The 22,476-nt window shown below is 60.7% G+C and carries 20 protein-coding genes and 1 riboswitch; of the genes, 7 read left to right on the plus strand and 13 right to left on the minus strand.

What is annotated here, in order from left to right:
* Window positions 1-5: 5 nt before the first annotated feature.
* The 7 genes from K4O48_RS17550 to K4O48_RS17580 all read right to left on the minus strand — a co-directional run bounded on the left by K4O48_RS17550 (window position 6) and on the right by K4O48_RS17580 (window position 6,303).
* A complete protein-coding gene (locus K4O48_RS17550; protein ID WP_222909633.1) occupies window positions 6-530 on the minus strand; it encodes a TIGR02281 family clan AA aspartic protease in 525 nt (174 codons plus the stop codon).
* A complete protein-coding gene (locus tag K4O48_RS17555; protein ID WP_222909634.1) occupies window positions 527-1,510 on the minus strand; it encodes an esterase-like activity of phytase family protein in 984 nt (327 codons plus the stop codon). The genes K4O48_RS17550 and K4O48_RS17555 overlap by 4 nt, the downstream gene beginning before the upstream one ends.
* Window positions 1,507-3,393, minus strand: coding sequence for a DNA topoisomerase IV subunit B (parE, locus tag K4O48_RS17560; RefSeq protein WP_222909635.1), 1,887 nt, complete (start codon window positions 3,391-3,393; stop codon window positions 1,507-1,509). The genes K4O48_RS17555 and parE overlap by 4 nt, the downstream gene beginning before the upstream one ends.
* Before the next feature lie 18 nt (window positions 3,394-3,411).
* Entirely contained in the window at window positions 3,412-4,029 is a 618-nt protein-coding gene (locus K4O48_RS17565; protein WP_222909636.1) for a YqiA/YcfP family alpha/beta fold hydrolase, read from the minus strand.
* A gap of 225 nt (window positions 4,030-4,254) precedes the next feature.
* Window positions 4,255-5,070 (minus strand): 3',5'-cyclic-AMP phosphodiesterase, encoded by an 816-nt coding sequence (gene cpdA / locus K4O48_RS17570; RefSeq protein WP_222909637.1) that lies wholly within the window; start codon window positions 5,068-5,070, stop codon window positions 4,255-4,257.
* A 172-nt stretch (window positions 5,071-5,242) separates the two neighbouring features.
* Window positions 5,243-5,689 (minus strand): DUF1249 domain-containing protein, encoded by a 447-nt coding sequence (locus tag K4O48_RS17575; protein WP_222909638.1) that lies wholly within the window; start codon window positions 5,687-5,689, stop codon window positions 5,243-5,245.
* The gene (locus K4O48_RS17580) at window positions 5,686-6,303 is read right to left on the minus strand and encodes an NUDIX domain-containing protein (RefSeq protein WP_222909639.1); all 618 of its coding nucleotides are present in this window, start codon (window positions 6,301-6,303) and stop codon (window positions 5,686-5,688) included. The genes K4O48_RS17575 and K4O48_RS17580 overlap by 4 nt, the downstream gene beginning before the upstream one ends.
* A 230-nt stretch (window positions 6,304-6,533) precedes the next feature.
* Here K4O48_RS17580 and K4O48_RS17585 point away from each other — a divergent pair, with 230 nt between their 5' ends.
* Complete coding sequence (locus tag K4O48_RS17585) at window positions 6,534-7,262, plus strand: RsiV family protein (RefSeq protein WP_222909640.1); 729 nt, start codon at window positions 6,534-6,536, stop codon at window positions 7,260-7,262.
* A gap of 263 nt (window positions 7,263-7,525) precedes the next feature.
* Here the strand turns inward: K4O48_RS17585 and thiC are convergent, their stop codons facing one another.
* Window positions 7,526-9,406, minus strand: coding sequence for a phosphomethylpyrimidine synthase ThiC (gene thiC, locus K4O48_RS17590; protein WP_409518906.1), 1,881 nt, complete (start codon window positions 9,404-9,406; stop codon window positions 7,526-7,528).
* A 102-nt stretch (window positions 9,407-9,508) separates the two neighbouring features.
* Window positions 9,509-9,615: riboswitch (TPP riboswitch) on the minus strand.
* Between the two features lie 184 nt (window positions 9,616-9,799).
* Between thiC and K4O48_RS17595 the strand changes: the two genes are divergently transcribed.
* A complete protein-coding gene (locus K4O48_RS17595; protein WP_222909641.1) occupies window positions 9,800-11,251 on the plus strand; it encodes a TolC family outer membrane protein in 1,452 nt (483 codons plus the stop codon).
* A 128-nt stretch (window positions 11,252-11,379) separates the two neighbouring features.
* On the opposite strand, the gene waaA is transcribed toward K4O48_RS17595, so the two are convergent.
* Window positions 11,380-12,651 carry a lipid IV(A) 3-deoxy-D-manno-octulosonic acid transferase gene (waaA, locus tag K4O48_RS17600; protein WP_222909642.1) on the minus strand — a complete coding sequence of 424 codons (1,272 nt, stop codon included), beginning with the start codon at window positions 12,649-12,651 and terminating at the stop codon, window positions 11,380-11,382.
* Between the two features lie 146 nt (window positions 12,652-12,797).
* On the opposite strand from waaA, the gene K4O48_RS17605 reads away from it, so the two are divergent.
* From K4O48_RS17605 to K4O48_RS17620, 4 genes are all read left to right on the plus strand, one after another.
* Entirely contained in the window at window positions 12,798-13,130 is a 333-nt protein-coding gene (locus tag K4O48_RS17605) for a DMT family transporter (protein WP_222909643.1), read from the plus strand.
* A gap of 75 nt (window positions 13,131-13,205) precedes the next feature.
* Window positions 13,206-14,381: an NAD(P)/FAD-dependent oxidoreductase gene (locus K4O48_RS17610; RefSeq protein WP_222909644.1), complete on the plus strand. Its 1,176-nt coding sequence runs from the start codon at window positions 13,206-13,208 to the stop codon at window positions 14,379-14,381.
* Window positions 14,378-15,190: an aldo/keto reductase gene (locus K4O48_RS17615; protein ID WP_222909645.1), complete on the plus strand. Its 813-nt coding sequence runs from the start codon at window positions 14,378-14,380 to the stop codon at window positions 15,188-15,190. Before K4O48_RS17610 ends, K4O48_RS17615 begins: the two co-directional genes overlap by 4 nt.
* Window positions 15,191-15,228: 38 nt before the next feature.
* Window positions 15,229-16,116, plus strand: a complete 888-nt coding sequence (locus K4O48_RS17620) for a metal ABC transporter ATPase (RefSeq protein ID WP_222909646.1) — start codon at window positions 15,229-15,231, stop codon at window positions 16,114-16,116.
* A 24-nt stretch (window positions 16,117-16,140) separates the two neighbouring features.
* Here K4O48_RS17620 and hldE read toward each other — a convergent pair whose 3' ends face one another.
* From hldE to msbA, 4 genes are all read right to left on the minus strand, one after another.
* Window positions 16,141-17,562: a bifunctional D-glycero-beta-D-manno-heptose-7-phosphate kinase/D-glycero-beta-D-manno-heptose 1-phosphate adenylyltransferase HldE gene (hldE, locus tag K4O48_RS17625; protein WP_222909647.1), complete on the minus strand. Its 1,422-nt coding sequence runs from the start codon at window positions 17,560-17,562 to the stop codon at window positions 16,141-16,143.
* Between the two features lie 78 nt (window positions 17,563-17,640).
* Window positions 17,641-19,035 carry a PIG-L deacetylase family protein gene (locus K4O48_RS17630; protein ID WP_222909648.1) on the minus strand — a complete coding sequence of 465 codons (1,395 nt, stop codon included), beginning with the start codon at window positions 19,033-19,035 and terminating at the stop codon, window positions 17,641-17,643.
* A 2-nt stretch (window positions 19,036-19,037) separates the two neighbouring features.
* Entirely contained in the window at window positions 19,038-19,934 is an 897-nt protein-coding gene (locus K4O48_RS17635) for a GNAT family N-acetyltransferase (RefSeq protein WP_222909649.1), read from the minus strand.
* Window positions 19,934-21,742 (minus strand): lipid A export permease/ATP-binding protein MsbA, encoded by a 1,809-nt coding sequence (msbA, locus tag K4O48_RS17640; protein WP_222909650.1) that lies wholly within the window; start codon window positions 21,740-21,742, stop codon window positions 19,934-19,936. The genes K4O48_RS17635 and msbA overlap by 1 nt, the downstream gene beginning before the upstream one ends.
* A gap of 155 nt (window positions 21,743-21,897) precedes the next feature.
* On the opposite strand from msbA, the gene K4O48_RS17645 reads away from it, so the two are divergent.
* Entirely contained in the window at window positions 21,898-22,473 is a 576-nt protein-coding gene (locus K4O48_RS17645) for a toluene tolerance protein (protein ID WP_222912145.1), read from the plus strand.
* Window positions 22,474-22,476: the final 3 nt, after the last annotated feature.

The following is a 22,476-nucleotide window of genomic DNA, read 5'->3' on the forward strand; positions in this document are numbered from 1 at the left end:
GGGGTTCACCTTTCCGAGTGGTGTTGGCGCAGCACCAAGGTACCGGCGCGCTGGGTGAATTCGAGTTGTTTCAGCGCGCTCATGCCCAGCAGCACTTGTTCTCCGCCAAAGCCCGGCGCAATGAGAGCACGGACATCGTGCAAAAGAATGTCGCCAAGGCCGAGACTGTCCAGCACGGTCCGGTAGCCGGTGGTTTGTCCGTTCGCGGTCTGTAGCATGACTGGCGCGCCGCGAGGAAGCTCAAGCCGGTCAGCCAGCTCGGCAGGAATCGCGACATCGGTTGCACCGGTATCCAGAAGAAAGGTCACGGTTTCGCCATTGATACGCCCGTCAGCGACAAAATGCCCCTGTACGTTGCTTTCCAGTCGCACCTCGACCTGTTCACCCAGGATGACCGAAACGGGATCGCGATTAGGGTTAAAGCGGCTCTGCTCCCAGTCGGCGAAAAATTGGGTAGCCAGCAACAAGCCCGCCCCCCATGCCAGCACCAACATGACGCGGCCGACGCGGCGGCCGGCAGGCTGCGTCACTGCTTCGCACCCCAGCCGCCCTTCGGCGCGCCGAAACGCCATACCACGGGGCGTTGCTCCCCGTCGGCACGGGTGAGCCCATTGTTGTCGATGCCAATCCAGGCGCCCTCAGCATCGACCCAGAGCGCCTCGGCATTACCAAACGGCGAATCATAGCGACGTGGATCGGTTAGCGCCGTGCCGGCGTAGGACCAGCACCGTTCGGTGTGGCCACTGGTCGGATTGCGCCGACAAACCTGGTGCGCCGAAGGCTCGAGCGTGAACAGCTTTTCCTGGTGGAACGCCAAACCCGCGAAGCGCCGCGGCAAGGGTTGATCGCCCAGCGCGGGCGGCGGAAGTTCACGGCCACCTTCGGCCAGCAGCACGCAGCCGCCTGTGCATTGCCAGCTGCTCTGATTGCGATGCATGACCATCAAGCCGCGACGATCGCGCTCGCCCGCAAGCCATAAGCGACCGGCTTCGGGGTCGACGGCGATACCTTCCAGCATCGAATTGAAGTCCAGCAGCATGCCGCTTGCGCGCGCCTGCCGGATCAATCCATCGGGAAGATTCAGCCACTCGGCCTTTCCGGCCGGGCTGACGCGCAGCACGGCGGCGTGCGCCTCACTCGCCAGATAGCGATTACCGAGGTTGTCGCAACTAAGCCCTTCGAAATCCATCTTGCCGCCACGCACCATGCCGCTGATAGCGGTGCGCACGCGCATCCCCCAGGCCAGACCGGTATCAGGCGCGGGCGGGAGCTCAAAGCTTTCGCTCGTGGCCTGCCAAACACCTTCGCCCGACGCCAGCCGATACAGTCGATTGTCATCGCGGTCGGAAACCGCCCACAGTCCGTCACCGCACCAAGCCAGCCCCGACAAATTACCCTGTTCGATCCCCTCGACGGGGTGCTCACTGATCAGCTCCAGCTCCGCAACGCCCTCAGCAGCCCAAACCGGCATCGCCAGGGCAAACACCAGCGCAATCCAACGATTATTCAAATCAATACCTCGGCGAGGTTGCCTTTGGATTCGAGCCAGCTCTTGCGATCACCGGCGCGCTTCTTGGCCAACAGCATATCCATGATCTCGCGCGTACCGTCAAAGTCATCGAGCGTGAGCTGCACCAACCGACGAGTATTCGGATCCATGGTGGTTTCACGCAACTGCGGGGGGTTCATCTCGCCCAACCCCTTGAACCGGGTGACTTGCGGCTTGCCGCGGCGTTTCTCGGCCAACAGGCGATCCAGAATCCCGTCACGCTCGGCTTCGTCCAGCGCGTAGAAAATATCCTTGCCCAGGTCGATGCGGTACAAAGGCGGCATCGCCACGTAGACGTGGCCGGCATCAACGAGCGGGCGGAAGTGCCGCACGAACAACGCGCAAAGCAATGTCGCGATGTGCAATCCGTCCGAGTCGGCGTCCGCCAGAATGCAGATCTTCCCGTAGCGCAGCTGGGAGATATCCGCAGCGCCGGGGTCGACGCCGATGGCCACAGCGATATCGTGAACTTCCTGGCTGGCCAGCACTTCACCCCCGTCGACTTCCCAGGTGTTCAGAATCTTGCCGCGCAACGGCATGATGGCTTGGAATTCCTTGTCGCGTGCCTGCTTGGCTGAGCCTCCGGCGGAATCGCCCTCCACCAGAAACAACTCCGAACGGACCGGATCCTGGCCCGCGCAGTCGGCCAGCTTGCCCGGCAACGCCGGCCCCTGAGTGATGCGCTTGCGCTCGACCTTCTTGCTTGCCTTGAGCCGCCTTCCGGCATTGCTGATCGCCAGCTCGGCGAGCTGCAATCCGAGCTCAGGGTGGGCGTTGAGCCAGAGGCTGAACGCATCCTTGACTACGCCGGAGACGAACGCCGCCGACTCCCTCGACGACAAGCGTTCCTTGGTCTGCCCCGAAAATTGCGGCTCCTGCATTTTTGTCGAAAGCACGAAAGCGATCCGCTCCCAGACGTCTTCTGGCGCCAGCTTGACCCCGCGAGGCAACAAATTGCGAAACTCGCAGAACTCGCGCATCGCATCGAGCAGGCCCTGCCGAAGCCCGTTGACGTGGGTGCCACCTTGCGCGGTCGGAATCAGGTTGACGTAGCTTTCCTGCACACTGTCGCCGCCCTCCGGCAGCCACAGTAACGCCCAGTCCACTGCTTCCTTATTACCGGCCAGGCTTCCACAGAAGGGCTCGTCCGGCAGCCGCGCGAAGTCGCTGACCGCATCGACGAGATACGAGCGCAGGCCGTCCTCATAATGCCATTCAACCTTCTCGCCAGTGCTCTTGTCCTCGAAGCTGACGTTCAGCCCGGGGCACAGCACGGCCTTGGCCTTGAGCACATGTTTGAGTCGACTGATGGAAAACTTCGGCGAATCGAAATACTTGGGGTCAGCCCAGAAGTGAACACTGGTGCCTGTGTTGCGCTTGCCAACCGTGCCAATGATGTCCAGCTCGCTGGCCTTGAAGCCGTCGGCGAATGTCATGCGGTATTCATTGCTCTCGCGCTTGACCGTCACCTCCACACGGGTCGACAACGCGTTGACCACGGAGATGCCCACACCGTGTAAACCACCGGAAAACTGGTAATTCTTGTTCGAGAACTTGCCGCCAGCGTGCAGCTTGGTGAGGATCAGCTCGACGCCCGAAACACCTTCCTCCGGATGTATATCCACTGGCATGCCGCGCCCATCGTCTATCACCTGTAGCGAGTTGTCCTGATGCAGGATCACCTGAACCGAACTGGCATGACCGGCCAAGGCCTCATCAACGCTGTTGTCGATGACTTCCTGCGCAAGATGGTTGGGCCGCGAGGTGTCCGTGTACATACCCGGACGCTTACGCACAGGATCCAGTCCCGAGAGAACTTCAATGGCTTCGGCGGTGTAAGACATATGCGTCTCGTGATGTCCTTATAAATCGGAGAAGTCGAGGTCTGCAAAGAGGGCTGGATCGAAGCCGGCAAAGGCCAGCAACGCGGGAAGCCGCTCGGCGAAACCCTGGAAGCCGTGATCTCCGCCGGCCTGGATGCGTACCGCGCAACCCTTGTAAAAATCGGCCGCGTGACGGTAGTCCAGCGTTTCGTCGCCCGTTTGCAGCCACACCTGATAGCGATCGGCATTCCCTGGCGGCGCAACCTCCAGTTCGGCCAACGCGACGACATGATCCTCGGTCAGCTCCCAAATCTCGCCCGTATAGAGATTGGTCTGCGGCCCGAGATAACCGTCAAAACGGCGATGCGGCGTCACTGCCGGATTGATTAGCAATGCCTTGAGCCTGTGGCGCTCGGCGAGGTGCGTTGCATAGTATCCGCCGAGTGAGCTGCCGACCAGCATGGGGCGCCCCAGCTCGGCAATCGCAGTTTCCAGCTGGACAATGGCCTGGCGTGGATGATGGTGCAACGCCGGTACCCGTAATTGCACACCCATACCGATACGCTCAAGCGCGGCCGTTAACTGACTGGCCTTCTGCGATAAGGGCGAGCTGTTGAGGCCGTGCATGTAAAGGATGGTCGGTTGCGTGCTGGTCATGCTGATTCGCTGAGCTGGCAAAAAGACGGGAAAGGCTACTAGGCAGAACGCGAAGGCTGCAAGCGACAGCTCGGCGGTGGTGCGGGTTATCCCAGCTCAACCCGCGATTTTCTTACGCAGTAGCGATTGCGGGTTATCGCTACTCAGTCCAGCTGAACAGCTGTTGCTCGGGTCAGCGGGCAGCGGATACTCGCATCCGTCCACGACGTGTGGCTCGACGAGACGTCAATAACCTTTGACGCTGTAATCGACTTCGAAATCAATGCCGACCACGCGCGAAACGCCAGTCTCGAGCCGGCCATCGTCATGCAGCCTTAACCAGCGGTAGCCGGGCGCAGCGGTATCCACCTGGAAATCCTCGCTGCCGGGCGTGAATTGCACGCCGGTCGAAGGCGTAGCTAACAGCCGAACGCCACTGCGCCAGCTGTCGAACTCTTGATGTATATGCCCCCAAAGCACGGCTTTGACACAGTTGAAGCGATCCAGAACCTCGAACAGCGCATCGCGGTTGCGCAGCCCGATGCCGTCCATCCAGCGACTGCCAATAGTGACAGGGTGATGGTGCAGACAGATCAGGTGCGGCCGCTCTGGCGCCTGCCGAAGGGTTTGCTCCAACAGTTCCAATTGATCATCGCGAAGCATGCCGAAAACAGACCCGGGCACCAGCGTATCGAGCATCACCACACGCCAGGCGCCAATATCGAGCACAGGCACCATCAGCTCGCTATCACCCGCAGCCTGCTGCATGGCATCCAGCTCGTCATGATTGCCCGGGCACCAACGTGCAGGCGCCCCGATTCGCTCGGAAAGCTTGCGAAATTGCTCATAGGACGCGCGCGTGCCGTCCTGAGATAGATCGCCGGTGGCCAGCATCAGGTCAACGCAGGGCTGCTCGTTCAGTACCAACTCTACAACCCGCTGCAGGCTCTCCGCCGTATCCATACCCAGCAGCTTTCCATCCGCCTCGGCAAATAGATGGCTGTCGGTCAGCTGTACGAGCAGCACCGAGTCTTTTTCAGCAGTGTGGGGCGCAGCAGCCAAGACCCGTCTCCTTTGGCGAAATCGCGCAGGAATTATGGTGGCTGATAGTCGCAGGGGTAAACCACGCGATGCGGGCATGCATCACAGATCAGCTGCAAGCGAACCGCCGTGACAACTGGCTCGGCTTTGAGCACAACTTAAATCGCTATCGCCTAGAGGGGACAGTGGTGTCTTACAACACAGGCTCCAGCTCATGACCACAGGCCAGGCAGTGCCCGAGCCATTCGCCGAGAAACAGGTTGAGCTGATTCTTCTCGTCTGGCTGGTGCATCTGTGCGTTGGGATAGCTATAGATGCCGCGGAATCGTCTGGCGTTTTCGGCGCTGATCACCTCCGCCATTCGAGCATCGTGATAGACGCGTACGTCCATCTGCGGGACTGGCAGCCAGGGCAGACAATCCTGCTGACTGATCTGCAGCGTCGTGGTGTAGGGGCAGGTTTCGATAACCTTGAGGACCAGCACGCCGAGCAGCCGATCGCCCTGACTCATGGCGATGCGGCGTGTATCTGGTTGGTTGCGCATTTCGGGCAGCAAGCGCATCAGCCGCAGATAATTGGCTTCGCAGGCCGATTGCAGCTCCAGCAGGTCGACACGGTACCGCTCGCGGGTTCGCCTCATATCCATGCCTCCCGTATTTCATCGCGGTTCAAGGCCAGCCACTGCAGAGCAATGATAGTCGCCGCATTGTCGATCCTGCCGTCGCGTAAAGCCTTCAACGCATTTTCCAGAGACCACACGGCTGCACGAATATCTTCACCCTCCTCCTCCAGCCCGAACACGCCGCCTGCGCCAACGCTGTTGCAGCGCCCAACGTAAAGGTGAATGCGTTCGGTGCTGCCACCCGGGGACGGGTAGTAAACCGAGACCGGCCAGAGCTCGCCAAGCTCGAGACCCGCTTCTTCGATGGACTCGCGGCGCGCCACTTCCTCGGGTTGCTCATCCTTGTCGATCAGACCAGCGACCGTTTCCACCAACCAAGGGTTGTCACCATGCACCATGGCGCCCACCCGAAACTGCTCGACCAGCACGACCTCGTCACGCTGCGGATCGTATGGCAACACACAGACCGCATCATGGCGAACGAACAGCTCGCGCTCGATCTCCGCACCCATGCCGCCGCGAAACAGACGATGGCGAAGGCGAAACCGGTCAAGGTTGTAAAAGCCACTGAAGCAGCGCTCGCGCTGGATGATCTCGACATCGCCTACGCCGGCTTGGAAAATATCGTTCATGAACTACTCACATATCGGTTTGTTCCCGCGCCCGTCGGCACCGGGTAAGGCTGCAACCGTCACGATGTGAGCGGTTTAACTGAAGCCATCCTAGCGCGCCATTTGATCAGGCGCAGCCCTTTGCAGACCACTCGCATGGCGAAAAATTGCTCAAAGTTCGATGACGAACTTCATACCCTGCCCGCACTCGAAACCGCACCGTCAATATCACTAGAGCCATGAAATCACCTATGCCCATTCGCCAAACCTTAGTTCTGATCTCGCTTAGCCTGCTAATCAGCGCATGCCAGCACTTTGGCGGTGAACCGCCCGTTGAGGTCCGGCAAGTCGTCAGCGAACAGCGGCCCGCGGACTGCCCTGAGACGGATGACCGCTGCCCCCTGGTCAATATCGACACTCAACTGTTCGCGACCGAGCCCGTACTCAACGCACTCATCGATGAGCGACTGCGCAAGATGACGCTTAACAGCCCGGAAGCCACCATTCCAGCAACGCTTGAGGGCTATAAACAAGAGTTTCTGCGTGTTGCCGAGCCAGGCTGGAGCAGCTACCTGCAAGCCAAGCTGCGCGAACAGCACGGCTCGCTGCTGGTAATCGAGCTGTCGAGCTACCTGCATACCGGCGGCGCACACGGCATGCCTGGCCGCGGATTCATCAACTACGACCGCGAACAGGACCGAGAGCTAAAACTGGCCGATGTGTTATTGCCGGGCAAGGAAGGCGCATTCTGGCGAGCCGCTGCGAAAGCTCACCAGCAATGGCTGGCCGTGAACCCACAGGACGCCGAATATCTGCGCCAATGGCCCTTCCAGCAAACAGCCAATGTGGCCCTGCTGCGCAATAAGGTGCTTCTCAAATATGACGTCTACAGCATTGCGCCCTATTCGAGCGGACATCCAGAACTGGAGATCCCCTACAGCGACCTCAGCGGAATATTGAAACCTGCGTACCTGCCATAACGTGTCCGAGCGACATGACCCGAACAGCATGCGCAGCGAAGATTTCGCCGGCATCAACGCGTGCAAAAGACGCATAGAAACAAAGCGGCACACATCGCCGTGCTCCGCCTGCAAGCAGAAGCGACGCATCGTCCAGGTGGATGTAGCCAACCATCCACCTCATTGGCGTAGGGTGGATCACGCTTGATCGATCCACCAAACGGCGGAACGGTGGATGTGAAAAAGCGACATCCACCCTACGACGTAGTGGCCGATCCTAGCCGCTACACCTGCTTGTAGATGACCGAGCCCTCGTCCTTGAAGCGCGAGGATTGCTCGGCGAAGCCGGCCTCGATCGCCTTTTGCTCGTCAGTCAGCCCATTCTGAGCCGCGTATTCGCGCACTTCCTGGGTGATCTTCATCGAGCAGAACTTCGGGCCGCACATGGAGCAGAAGTGCGCGACCTTGGCCGAATCCTTGGGTAGGGTTTCGTCGTGATAGCTACGCGCGGTGTCAGGGTCCAGGCCGAGGTTGAACTGGTCTTCCCAGCGGAATTCGAAGCGCGCCTTGCTCAAGGCATTGTCGCGGATCTGCGCGCCTGGATGGCCCTTGGCAAGGTCCGCCGCATGCGCGGCGATCTTGTAGGTGATGATGCCGGTCTTGACGTCATCCTTGTTTGGCAGGCCGAGGTGCTCCTTGGGCGTGACGTAACAGAGCATCGCGCAACCGAACCAGCCGATCATGGCCGCGCCGATGCCGCTGGTGATGTGGTCGTAGCCTGGCGCGATATCGGTGGTCAGCGGACCTAGGGTGTAGAACGGCGCCTCGTCGCAGCATTCCAGCTGCTTGTCCATGTTCTCCTTGATCAACTGCATGGGCACGTGGCCGGGGCCCTCGATCATGCATTGCACGTCGTGCTTCCAGGCGATCTTGGTCAACTCGCCAAGGGTTTCCAGCTCACCGAACTGCGCGGCATCGTTGGCGTCAGCAATCGAACCCGGACGCAGGCCGTCACCCAGCGAGAAGCTGACGTCGTAGGCCTTCATGATTTCGCAGATTTCCTCGAAATGGGTGTAGAGGAAATTCTCCTGGTGATGCGCCAGGCACCACTTGGCCATGATCGAGCCGCCGCGGCTGACGATACCGGTGACACGCTTAGCGGTCAGCGGTACGTAGCGCAGCAGTACGCCAGCGTGGATGGTGAAGTAGTCCACGCCCTGCTCGGCCTGTTCGATCAGCGTGTCGCGGAACAGCTCCCAGGTCAGGTCTTCGGCAACGCCGTTGACCTTCTCCAGCGCCTGGTAGATGGGCACGGTGCCGATCGGCACGGGCGAGTTGCGGATGATCCACTCGCGGGTTTCGTGGATGTGCTTGCCGGTGGACAGGTCCATTACCGTATCCGAGCCCCAGCGGATGCCCCAGGTCAGCTTGGCCACTTCCTCTTCGATCGAGGAGCCCAGAGCCGAGTTGCCGATGTTGCCGTTGATCTTCACCAAAAAGTTTCGGCCAATGATCATCGGCTCGAGCTCGGTGTGGTTGATGTTGGCAGGAATGATCGCGCGTCCGCGGGCCACTTCGTCACGCACGAACTCGGCAGTGATTTCCTTCGGGATCGAGGCGCCAAAACTCTGCCCGCCGTGTTGCTCGGTGAGCAAGCCGGCCGCGCGCGCTTCCTGCAGCTTCATGTTTTCGCGGATGGCGACGTATTCCATTTCCGGCGTGATGATGCCCTGACGCGCGTAGTGCATCTGGCTGACATTCTTGCCCGGCTTGGCGCGGCGCGGGTTGCGCACGTGGGCGAATCGCATCTTGGTCAGCTCGGCGTCTGCCAGACGCTGCTGGCCGAAATTCGAGGTCAGGCCATCGAGCAGCTCGGTGTCGCCGCGATCATCGATCCAGGCCGAGCGAACGTCGCCGAGCCCTTTGCGCACGTCGATTGTCACGCTCGGATCGGTGTAGGGACCGGAGGTGTCGTAGACGACGACCGGTGCGTTGATCTCGCCACCGAAATCCGTGGGGGTGACATCGAGACTGATCTCACGCATCGGCACGCGGATGTCGGGCCGTGAGCCCTGAACGTAGACTTTCTGGGAACGCGGGAAAGGTTGGATCGACTGCTGGTCGACCTGGGCTGATTCACTCAGATTTTGTTGTTCGGCACGCATCAGGCTGGCTCCTAGAGAATTGTCGGAGCGAACCTGAAAAACACGGCGGGGAAAGGGCATCGGGCGCGCCGGGAATGGCGCTGAGAGAGCTTGCCTGAGGACTGGCGAGCACATCTTGTTCCCTACGCAGGCCTTAACCTGATCAGGTTCAACGGGATCCGGAATTTTCCGATCTCAGCCTTCACTTCAAGGCACCCCGACAAGAACGGGGTCGAGTCTAATCAAGGCGACATGGGATTGCCATGCCGACCTGCGATCAGGGCGACCGTCGGGTCACGATCGGCTTCTTCCGTTCATCCTCATCAAGGTCCTGAACACCCTGTTCACGCGCCTTGACCGGCACGATGACCGCGCATAGCCTTGCCCATCACTTCGCTTCAGGGAAAGACGCACATGCTGCGCAGACTCACGCTGGCACTCGCCGTGACCGCCGCCTCGTCGGGGCTGACCTGGGCCGAGACAGCACCACCACTTTCCGCCCGTACCGACCTGATCAGCGTTTACCAGCAGGCCGTAGAGAACAATGCCGATCTCGCCGCGGCGCGCGCTCAGTTCAAAGCCATCCAAGAGGTCGTGCCGCAGGCACGTGCCGGTCTGCTGCCGAACCTCAGCGGCGGGGCAGAGATGAGCAACACCCGCACTGACGTCGACACCAGCATGGGCGCTCGGTCGCTGGAGCGCAGCGGCACCGTTTACCAGGCGACCCTGAGCCAGCCCATCTTTCGCGCTGATCGCTGGTTCCAGCTGCAGGCAGCCGAAGCCATCAGCGAGCAGGCAGCGCTGGAATATTCGATCGCCGAGCAGGACCTGATCCGCCTGACGGCCCAAGCCTATTTCGCGGTGCTACGCGCGCAGGACAATCTCGCCGCAGCCAAGGCGGAGGAGTCGGCTTTCCAGCGGCAGCTGGACCAGGCCGACGAGCGTTTCGAGGTGGGATTGTCCGATCGGACCGACGTGCTTGAAGCCCAAGCCGGATTCGATACCGCGCGCGCCAACCGCTTGCTTGCCCAACGCCAGGTCGACGATGCGTTTCAGGCGCTGTTCACACTGACCAACCGTGAATACTTGGCGCTAGAGGGGATCGAGCACAGCTTGCCGGTTCTGCCGCCCGTCCCGAACGACGCCAGTGCCTGGGTCAATACCGCCACTCAGCAGAACCTCGATCTCCTCGCCAGCAACCAGGCGGTCAACGCCGCTGAGGAAACTGTGCGTCAGCGACGAGCCGGTCATGCACCAACGCTCGATGCCGTGGTGCGCTACAGCAAGGGTGATAATGACAGCCTCGGCTTTACTAACACCGGAAGCGAAGCTGCGACCGGCATCCCCCGCTATACCGGGAACGTCGAGCAACGCAGCATCGGCCTACAGCTGAATATTCCCCTCTACAGCGGCGGCCTTACGACTTCGCAAGGTCGCGAGGCCTTCTATCAGCTCACCCAGACCGAGCACCAGCGCGAGAGCTTGCGTCGACAGGTCGTTGAGTCCACTCGCAACCTACACCGCGCGGTAAACACCGATGTGGAGCAGGTCCAGGCGCGCCGTCAATCGATCGTTTCCAATCAGAGCGCACTGGAAGCGACTGATATCGGCTATCAGGTCGGCACGCGCAACATTGTCGACGTACTGGATACTCAGCGACGCTTGTTCGCGGCGGTGCGCGACTACAACAATGCGCGCTACGACTACATCATCGACAGCCTGCGCCTGAAGCAGGCGGCCGGTACGCTCAATCCGGGCGACCTGGAAGATCTGCAACGCTATTTGAAAGCAGATTACGACCCGGACACTGATTTCCTGCCGCCTGACCTGTCAGAGAACATGGGTCGCCCGGTGCGGGTGGAATAGCGAAGCGCCCCTCAAGACAGATGTTCGCGAGCCATTGCGGCAACACTCAATTTTTCCGTAGCGGTCGATGCTGGAAGCGTGCCGCCTCTCTCCACGCGCGCCCATACGCAGGAATGTTCCGCACACGCTCAGCTCCCGATCAACTGCCCCAGCCCATTCAGGAGTCGATTCAGCGCGCCCTGGTTATTTTTCAATACGCGGTACCCAGCGTCCCGCGCCTGAGAGGCGTGTGCTGGATCGGACCAGAACGCCTCGATCGCCGCAGCCAACTCAGGGGCATTGTCGACTTCTTTCAGCGCGCCGGCATCCCGCAATTGCGCAGCGATGTCTAGAAAATTAAACAGATGCGGCCCTGTCAATACGGGCTTTCCGAGCGCCGCGGGCTCCAACAGGTTGTGTCCGCCCGTGGGCACAAGACTACCGCCGACAAAGGCCGTGTCCGCCAACGCGAAGAGAAACAGCAGCTCGCCCATGGTGTCGCCCAGCAGCACCTGCGTGCCTGCCAGGGGCGGCTCGCCAAGAGAACGCCGAACCGTTGTAAAGCCCTGCTTCTTGCTGAGTTCGAACACCGAGCCGAAGCGTTCCGGATGTCGAGGCACGAGGATCAGCAAGGCGTCCGGGTGCGTGACCAGCAGTTGCCGGTGCGCGGCCAGTAATATCTCGTCTTCGCCGGTATGAGTACTGGCACCAATCCAGACTGGACGATTGCTGGCACTCCACTCTTGCCGGAGCGCCTCTGCCCGTTTCTGCAGAGCGGGGTCGATGCTGAGATCGAACTTGATCGAGCCAGTTACCTTGACGGCAGCGTCGCGCGCGCCGAGCAGGCGAAAGCGCTCGGCCTCGGCGCCGGTCTGTGCCGCAATCAGACTCAACTCGGCAAGCATCGGCGCGGTCAGCCGAGCGAAGCGCGCATAGCCGCGGGCTGATCGCTCGGAGAGCCGTGCGTTAGCCAGCGCGACCGGGATACCACGTTGCGCGCACTGATGGATGTGGTTGGGCCAAAGCTCGGTTTCCATTACGACCGCCAGCTTTGGCTGCACACGTTGCAGGAAGCGCGACGCTGCCCAAGGGAGGTCGTAAGGCAAATAACAATGCTGCACCGTATCGCCAAACAGCGCCTTGATACGCTCGGAGCCGGTCGGCGTCATGCAGGTGACAGTAATGGGCAAGCCCGGATGACGCGTACGAAGTTCACGGATCATCGGCGCGGCGGCAATGCTCTCGCCAACCGAGACCGCGTGAATCCAGAGACCACCTGGTCGAAAGTCAGGCAACCCATAGGCGAAACGCTCACCGATGCGCTGGGAATAGGCGGGTGCGCGCCGCGCACGCCAAAGGAGCCGAACCACCACGACAGGCAAGGCGAGATGGAACAGCAAGGTATAGAGGGTACGATTCATGGTCGCGGAGCTTAGCAAAGGCGTCGGCGAAACGGCCACCACGGCGCCAAGCGAGGAAAAACGGCGGCACGCCGAACTTGCCTGCGTGGGAGCAGCCGAATTAACCGCAGCGCGAATCGCTCGCTCTGCATGCCACCGGAGGCCACATGACAGGCTATATCTATCTTGCCATCGCAATCACCGCAGAAGTCATCGCGACCACATCGATGAAAGCGCTGGACGGGTTCAGCCGGCCACTGCCACTGCTGCTGGTCGTTGTCGGCTACAGCATTTCCTTTTGGATGCTCAGCCTGGTGGTCAAGACCATTCCGGTGGGGGTCGCTTATGCCATCTGGGCCGGCCTCGGTATCGTGCTGGTAAGCGTCGCGGCGGCGCTGATCTATCAGCAGAAGCTCGATCTGCCGGCCGTACTCGGCATGGCCATGATCGTCGGCGGCGTTGTGGTGATCCAACTGTTCTCCAGCAGCACCGTCCACTGAAGCGTCATATGGGCGGCGAGAGGCTGACCGGCAAGCAGTTATACTGCGCGCTTGATTTCACAACGAGGCCAGTTCATGTCCGATTCCCTGAGCACTGATGTCCTGATCGTAGGGGGTGGCGTCGCCGGCCTGTGGCTGAATGCGCGCCTGCGCCGGCAAGGCTACTCGACACTTCTCGTCGAAAAAGGTGTGCTTGGCGGCGGGCAGAGCGTCAAGTCGCAAGGAATCATTCACGGCGGCACCAAGTACGCACTGTCCGGTGCGTTGACTGGCGCGTCGGAAGCCATCGCCGACATGCCACGACGCTGGCGCGAGGCATTGGCCGGCAACGGAGAATTGGACCTCTCCGGCGTGCGGCTGCTCTCCGACGCGCATTACTTGTGGTCGCCCGGCACCCTGACTGGAAACCTCACCAGCTTCTTCGCCAGCAAGGCAGTACGCTCGCGCGTTGATCAGGTTAAGGGCAGCGATCTTCCGCCGGCGCTACAAGATGCTCGATTCAAGGGCAAAGTCTATCGCCTCAGCGAGCTGGTGCTCGACGTGCCCAGTCTGATCCAGCGCCTGGCTGAGTTGGCCGGTGCCAGCCTGCTGGCGGCCGGCAAGATCGAGCCTCTGCGTGAAAACGAGGAATTAACGGGACTTTCCGTAGATGGCCGAGACATTCGTGCGCAGCGCATCGTCCTGACTGCCGGCGCCGGCAATGCCGAGTTACTGAGCGCGTTAGGGCTCGCACAGCCGGCGATGCAAAAACGTCCGCTGCATATGGTGCTCGTGAAGGCCGCCGCGCTCAAACCGCTGTATGCGCACTGCCTGGGCGGTGGCTCGAAGCCCCGGATAACGGTTACCAGCCATCCGGCGGCTGATGGGCAGTGGATCTGGTATTTGGGGGGGGACCTGGCGGAGGCTGACGGCGTTGCGCGCGACGAAGCGGGACAAGTCGCTGCTGCAAAGAAAGAGCTCGCGGAACTGGTGCCCTGGATCGATCTTTCGTCAGCACAGTGGGCCACCTTGCGCATCGACCGCGCCGAGCCTGCCCAGTCGGCGCTCGCCAGACCGGACAATGCCTTCCTTGCCGAGCAGGGGCGGCTATTGGTCGGCTGGCCGACAAAACTGGCACTGTCTCCAGACTTCGCCGACCGTGTTCAGGCTGCGCTGGCCCGCGACGGCATTCGCCCGCAGCAGCACCCTGCGTTACCAGCGCTGCTCCGTCCGGCGATTACAGGGCCGTTCTGGGAAGGGCTCTGGGCATGAAGGAAACGCTGCACGACCTGCACCGCCCACTCGGCAGCACAGGCCTGAGGGTTTCACCCCTGGGTCTGGGTACCGTCAAGTTGGGCCGGGATCAAGGCGTGAAGTATCCCAACGGCTTCCGCATACCAGACGATGCGCAAGCACGCGATCTGATCAAACTGGCTCGAGATCTAGGGATCAACCTGATCGACACCGCTCCGGCCTACGGCGTCAGCGAGCAACGCTTGGGCCCACTGCTGCGCGGCCAGCGCGATCAGTGGGTCATCGTCAGCAAGGTAGGAGAAGAATTCATCGACGGCCAATCCCTTTTCGATTTCTCTTCGGCGCACACCCGCCGATCTGTGGACCGAAGCCTTACACGCCTGCAGACAGACCGAATCGATCTGGTATTGGTGCACTCGGACGGAAGAGACGTCGACGTGCTGCGCAACAGCGGCGTATACGAGACGCTCGCCGAACTCAAACAAGAGGGCAAGATCCTCGGCTACGGCCTGTCCGGAAAAACCGTCGAAGGCGGTTTGCTTGCACTCGAGCAGGGCGACTGCGCGATGGTGACCTATAACCTCAATGAGCAGGCTGAACGCCCGGTGCTGGACTACGCTGCATCCCACCAAAAAGGGATATTGATCAAGAAGGCGCTGGCCAGCGGTCATGCCTGCCTGAAACCTGGCGTTGACCCCGTGCGCGCCAGCTTCGAACTGGTATTCGCCCACCCAGGGGTTGGCGCAGCCATCATCGGCACCATTAACTCGCAACACTTGTCAGATAACGTGCGAACCGCCGCATCCGTTTTATCCCAACAACAATAAGTGCGGCCCAACGGCCGCCTGCAGCCAGGAAGAGCCGAATGCCGCGCGTGCTTATCCGCAAGAATCCCACCACTTTCAAGACGTTGCCGGTGCTCGCCGAGGCCAGCCCGGAAGGCCTTCGCTATCAGAGCCTCGGTCGTCCTCTTAACTTCAACGAAATGCTCGAGCGCCGTCGGCCAATGGATGTCGATGACCCGGCCCGCTTTCGCCTCGAACTGGCTAACCTGGGTGTTTCGGTGCGTCTAACGCTCTGTTGGCAGGGGCAGGAATACTGGGTGCTGGTGCGCCAGCAGCGGCGGGATCGCGGCGATGTCGTATTGAAGCTGATCTCTGGCTACGTACCGGCGCATGAACTCAGCCTGCCGCTACTGACGGCCATTCAGGAAGTCGCGGAGGAATGCCTGCTGGAAACGCCGGAAGGCTGGCTTGCCGGACGCTTTGGCGATATCTGGCTGCCGGCACCCTATCAAGGCAGCCTGCGCTACCGGGAAGCCGTGCATTTCACTCTGGCTTCGCTGTCCGGATCGGCCCGGCCGGTCCAGTGCGGCCAGATGACCCTCATGGAACGGCCAAGAGCCTATGTGCATCTCCCCACCGCATCATTGCAACTGGTGTACGACATGCGCCTGGAGCTGCCAAAGGAAACACGAGAGCTGAGTCTGTTTCATGTCGACGAGCGCCTCGAAGACGGCAAGCTTGTGGCCCAGCTGGACCGTAGCCGACCCGACCTGTATCTAATTCCACTCCAGCACGGCCGCCCTTCCGCCTCGCTGTTTACCTTACGCAAAGGCCAGCCGGTGCCGGCAAGCACCCGTGGACTGTGGCTATCAGAAAGTTTCGCGCCGCAATACGATTGGATCGTGCGAGACGAACGCATCCGCTGGCGTGACTGGGTCAATACGACCACCGCTGCCGTTAGTCGTTAGTGCAGAAACGGCCCCCTGCCTGCTTCAGCGGCTGCGGATCTTTTCGACTATCGCGGTGGTGGAGCTGTTTTCGACCAGCCCTAACACCTTAACGAGGCCACCGTAGGCCGTGACCAGTTCCGCGCCCACAACCTGATCAACGCCATAGTCCCCGCCCTTGACCAATACATCTGGCTTCACCTGTGCCAACAGGTTTTCAGGCGTGTCCTCCGGAAAACAGACGACCCAATCCACTGCGCCGAGTCCCGCGAGAACAGCCATGCGACGATCGACGGAATTGATCGGTCGACCCGGCCCCTTCAGACGACTCACAGAGCCATCGTCATTAACCGCGACGACCAGACGATCGCCTTGGGCGCGCGCCTGCTCTAGATAGGTCACATGGCCAGCATGCAGGATGTCAAAACAGCCGTTAGTGAACACGATCTTCTCGCCCTCAGCACGGGCATCCTCGATAGCTGTAAGGAGTTGCTCCAGCGTCATCACGCCGCGCTCGGAACCTTCCTCACGCTGCACCGCACGGCGCAGCTCGGGCGCACTGATGCAAGCGGTGCCCAGCTTGCCTACTACAATTCCTGCAGCCAGGTTAGCTAACGCCACCGCCTGCGGTAACCCCTCGCCCGCAGCGATGGCGGCGGCCAACGTAGAAATGACGGTGTCGCCGGCACCCGTGACATCGAACACTTCACGAGCGCGAGCCGGCAAGTGCAATGGTGAATGGTCCGGACGCAGCAGCGTCATGCCATGCTCACCACGAGTAACCAGCAGGGCACCGAGCTCAAGGCTGTGCATCAGCTCGGCCCCCTTGGCCACCAGCTCGGCTTCGTCGGCGCAGTGCCCAACGATCGCTTCAAACTCACCCAGGTTCGGGGTGATTACCGACGCCCCTCGGTAGATCTCAAAATCCTTGCCCTTGGGATCAGCCAGCACCGGGATGCCGCGCTGACGCGCCGCCTGAATCAATGCCTGGTGATTGCGCAGCGCGCCTTTGCCGTAATCGGACAGAATCAGCACCTTGACGCCGTCCAGCAGCGCCTCGACCTGCCTCAACAACGCGGCGGGATCAGTATCGAAGGGCTCCTCGAAATCCATCCGCAACAGCTGCTGATGACGACTCATGACTCGCAGCTTGATGATCGTCGGCTGGTGCTCGATAGATTGGAAATGCGCGCCGACCCCAGCTGCTGCAAGGCTGTCAGTCAGGCTCTGCCGCGCCTCATCGACCCCGGTAACCCCAACCAGCGCCGCCGGCGCGCCAAGCGCGGCGATGTTCAGTGCAACGTTCGCCGCTCCACCCGGTCGATCCTCGACCTGATCAACCCTGACCACCGGCACCGGCGCCTCCGGTGAGATCCGAGACGTACCGCCATGCCAGTAACGATCGAGCATGACGTCACCGACCACGAGAACGGCGGCTTGGTCGAAACGGGGCATGGACAGCTTCATGAGGGCTCCGGTGAGGACGAGAAAACGGCGGCGATCATAACATGCAGGCAGTGGAAGCCTGCCCGCGCTGACGCCGTGCTAGAGATGGCGAACCCAGAACAGTTCGTGGCGACGCACCGCCTTGCGGAAAAATTCGTCATCACCCGTTGTCGGCCAGCGGCGTCCCGCCAGAACCCGCTGAATACTCCGTCGCAGGCGCTTTTTCATTGGCAGGGGCACTTGCAGGTCATGCTGCATGGCCAGCGCCATGGCCTTGTCCAGCTGTGTCTCGGCATTCAACGAAAGACTCCACAGGCGATCAGCCGGCAAAGGCTCGATAGCCGGCGGCAAGGCGACACCACAGCCTGCCGGCCCCATGGGCCAGCGGTCGTTATCGTGCAAGTGATTGGCATAGAGCAGAAGGGCTTCGGGTTTCCACTCCCCCTCTTCTACTGCCTGTCGAAGAGCACGGGTCGCGGCAACGTGGTCAGCATGTGGGTCCAGCTCCGGATGAGGGGTGATCACTACCTCGGGACGAAAATGCGCGAGCAAAGCACGCAGATCGGCCTGCAAGTTGTGCCACGTAGCCTGCCCGTCGCGGTCCCCTGGCAACTGCAACGGATTGTGCGCTCTCACAGTGCGTATGTTGGTATCACCGGACTCACGAGAGCCGAAGACCCTTTCGGGCATCGCCTCCATCGCCGGCAATTGCAAACAGTAATAGCCGAGCTGGACGCAATGCCGCTGCGACACGCCGCCCCACAGAGGCACAGCAAGGCTACCCCAGGTGCGCAATCGCCCCTTGAGCCGCGCTGCCGCAGCACTGTCCAGACCGAGGCGGCGGTAGTTGTCGGCTTCAATCTCACCCTGGGTCAGCGTGACGATAGCCACCTCCGGGGTCTGACTGTAGAGGCCGAAGGCGGCCAGCTCGGCATCATCGGCGTGCGGCGCGATAATCAGCACCCGCCGCTGCGTATAGTCGAGGTTACTCATGGCATACAGCCTGACCTCGGCATCCAGACGGCAGTACCGGCTATCGAAGCGCAGCGAGCCCGCACGCAAAGCCTCCTGCAGCCCAGACAAGTTCAGATATCGCCGCCCACGTACGCCACGTTCAAAATCCTGACGATCCTCGCCGATATACACCCGCGGATCCCTTAAGCGTCCAGCCCAGGTTGCCTCCAGCTGCACCTCAAGAATCAGCGTATCGCCTTCCGGCACGTCACCGGTCAAGTGCAGATTTCCACGCTCGATGCGTCCCGCTTGTTGCAGCGCATCAGGGGGGAACTCATAACGGTAATCTTCTTGCGGCCGATAGAACAAATGATCGGCGAACCACGCCTCATGGGAAATCCAGCCTAAAATCACCAGCAGCGGCACCAGCCACAAGTTGACCGTCACGCCTATTACCAGCAGCGCGATGAGCGCCACCAGCATTGCAATACGTTTGTCACGACGATGCTGTTGCAACAGCTTTTGTTTGCGCGCGTCCATGCCTACACCTGAAAAACCGGAACTCGATTACACCAACGGTCCTTGTACTCACGGTCCGCACGGCCGAAAGAATAACGCAGCGGCTTGCCCAGCGCTCGAGCCTCGGCCCAGGCCGCCTGCGTGTTGGCGAAGCTCAGTACGCTGCCGGGGCTGAAGTCGCGCTGTTCCGGATCGACACCGCCGTTGATGTACTCAATCGACACCCACTTCGGCGCTTCGATCCGGTAAAGCACCTGAACGGCGATGGGCTGCTCATCGAGCAGGACTACCGAGCCGGTCATGAACTCGCGCATTAATGCAAAGACCTCTTGCAGATAGCACTTGCCGGGCACGTCGAAACCCCAGCGGCGCCGAAACAGATCGGCATACATTGCAGCCTGCTCGGTCGGCGAGAAATTCAGCATCGGACGCAGCACACCGCCGGCCTCTTCCAGCAGGCGCTGCTCGCGCCGCTGGTTGTAGCGGAATTTCTTCGAATACGTCTCCGGTTCGCGCACTAGTGCCAAACCCTCCGACTGCTCGCGCAATGTACTGACTGCACCGACATTATGCTCGGACACGTAGCGCATACGCTGGCGTACCGGCACACCAGCCTGCTCGGCAACCGGCAGAATGATCTCCGCGTTGCCCAGGTCGAACACACCGCGCTTGCCGGTTTTTTTCAGCACATCCTTAGAAAGCGCTAGATGCCGCCCCCAACAGGGAACCGCCGCAACCAGCTCGCCTTGCTGCTCCCAGCCCAGATAGCGCACTGGAATACCCGCAAGCCCAGCCAGCCGTTCGATGACATCAGGGTGAGTCGCGACGCTGCCGCCGTAGCGCTGCCAGGCTTCCGCATATCTCGATGCGTCAATAACGCACCAGCCACGCTCGCGCCAGCTTTGCAGAAATTGCAACATTAGGATTTCTGCTCGTCAGGCTCGTCTTCCTTGAACTGAGTCGCATGGAGCCTAGAGTAGGCGCCGTTCGCTGCCAGCAACTCTGCATGGGTACCGCGCTCGACGATACGCCCCTGTTCCATCACCAAAATCAGATCGGCTTTCTCGATGGTGCTCAACCGGTGTGCAATCACAAGTGTGGTACGGCCAGTCATCACATGATCCAGCGCACCCTGAATATGCCGCTCGGACTCGGTATCCAATGCAGAAGTGGCCTCATCCAGAATCAGCACAGGCGCGTTCTTCAGCAGCGCCCGCGCAATGGCCAGACGCTGACGCTGACCACCTGAAAGCAGCACGCCGTTCTCCCCGATTTGGGTCTGGTAACCCTGCGGCATTTGTTCAATGAATTCGTCGGCGTAAGCGTTGCGAGCGGCGCGCTGAATTTCTTCCAGGGGTGCGCCAGCGAGGTCGCCATAAGCGATGTTGTTAGCGACCGTGTCGTTGAACAGTGTCACCTGCTGAGTCACCAAGGCTATGTGCCTCCGAAGGTTGCGCAATTTGTAGGATTCGACATCCGCGCCGTCGAGCAGGATCTGACCGGTCTCGTGGTGATAGAAGCGCGGGATCAGATTCGCCAGCGTGGATTTGCCGCTGCCGGAGCGGCCTACCAGCGCGACCATCTGCCCGGGCTCGACAGTGAAGTTAATATCGTGCAGCACGGGCTTTTTGCTGCCCGGATAGAAGAAACTGAGGTTGCGCACTTCCAGCTGACCGCTGACCGCATCACGCTCCAGAGCGCCGCTGTCAGTCTCCGGCTGTTCATCGAGCTGCTCGAAGATGCTATCGGCGGCGGCTAGCCCTTTCTGGATGTTGGCGCTGACTTCGGACAGCTGGCGGATCGGCTTGGGCAGGAGGCCGGCGGCAGTGATATAAGCCACCAGGTCACCTGCAGTGGCGTCGCCGCGCAGCAGCAGCACCAGGAACATCAGCACGGCCATAGCACTGTAGATAAGCAACTGCAAGGTGGGCGTATATACCGCGCTGGTCTTAACCATGCGCAGCTGCTTCTCGGTGTTGCTTTGGCTGGAGCCCAAGAAGCGCCGCCGCTCGTAGCGCTCTCCGCCGAAGCTGCGCACCACCCGGTAGCCTTGAATGGTTTCCGAAGCGACATGGGTGACATCCCCCATTGCCATTTGGATCTTCTTGCTCTGCTTCCGGAATTTCTTACTGGCGCTACTCACTACCAGTGCGATGACCGGCAGTATCGCCAGCATCACTAGGGTCAGCATCCAGTTCATCCACAAGAGATATGCGAACAAGAAAACCACAGTAAGTCCCTCGCGAATCACTACCTTGATCGCGTCAGTAGCCGCACCTGTGACCATGGTGACATTAAAGGTGATCCGCGAAATGAGATGACCTGAGTTGTGCTGGTCATAGTAGCCATTGGGCAGCGTTAGCAGATTGTTGAACAATTGCACACGCAGGTCATGCACCAAGCCGAGAGAAACGCGAGCTAAATAGTAGTTGCCCAGGAATGAGCCCAAGCCCTGCCAGGCAGCGATCAAAACCATTAACAGTGGTACCGCGTGCAGTAGCGGCAGCTCGGCCAACCAGGGCACGCCAGGGAATAGAGCAGCGCTGGGGTTGCTCAGACCGTCTACGAAGTATTTCAGAATTCCAGCCAGCATCGGTTGGGTCGAGGCGAAGATCACATAGCCGATGATGCTGACCAGGAAATAACCAATGTAGGGTTTCACATAGCCCAACAGGCGGAAATAAATCTTGAGGCTGGAGGCAGGCTCCTGCCTGGAGGTCTCTAACATGACGGATCTCGCCCGTAAAAAGGGCAGCAATCTTAACACTCCCTCGTTGGCATGGCCGCGCCCCGTCGAGATCGGGCATCATATGCCGCTCCGACACACTAAGGCGCCCATACGTGCTGACTTTTACTCCCCTGCCCGCAGCCATGCTGACCGAGATGATAGAAGGCGCACGGATATTAGAGCAGGATAGCTTCGGCCCCAAGGTCTACCGGCTGCGCGACGGTAACATGCTCAAGCTGTTCCGCCGCAAACGCCTGCTTTCCTCGGCACTGCTGCGCCCGCACTCGCGGCGTTTCTGTGCCAACGCTGCCGCACTACAAGAGCTCGGTATTCCCACGTTGCAGCCGCTGCGCCTCTACCGCCTGGAGGACCCTGGCAGAACAGTAGTGCTCTATCAGCCATTGCCCGGAGAAACGCTGTCCCAGCTTCTGCGGGACAATGATATTTCCTGGTCCAATCTGCAGCAGGAGCTAGCGCGCTTCATAAACCGCCTCCATGACAGCGGTGTGTATTTCCGCTCCCTGCACCTCGGTAACATCGTCCGTACCCCGAGCGGCCAGCTCGGCTTGATCGACATCGCAGATCTGCAGTTCCGTCGCCGCCCGCTAGGCGGGCGGCTGATCCGGCGCAACCGCGAGCACTTCGATAAATACCTGCGCAAGGAAGGCCTTCCATTCGACAGCGCATCACTGTGGGCCTACTGCGAGGCCATCCGAACAGGGCGTTGCTGAGGC

Origin of the sequence: Pseudomonas sp. DNDY-54 (assembly GCF_019880365.1) — a bacterium.
GTDB lineage: Bacteria > Pseudomonadota > Gammaproteobacteria > Pseudomonadales > Pseudomonadaceae > Stutzerimonas > Stutzerimonas stutzeri_P.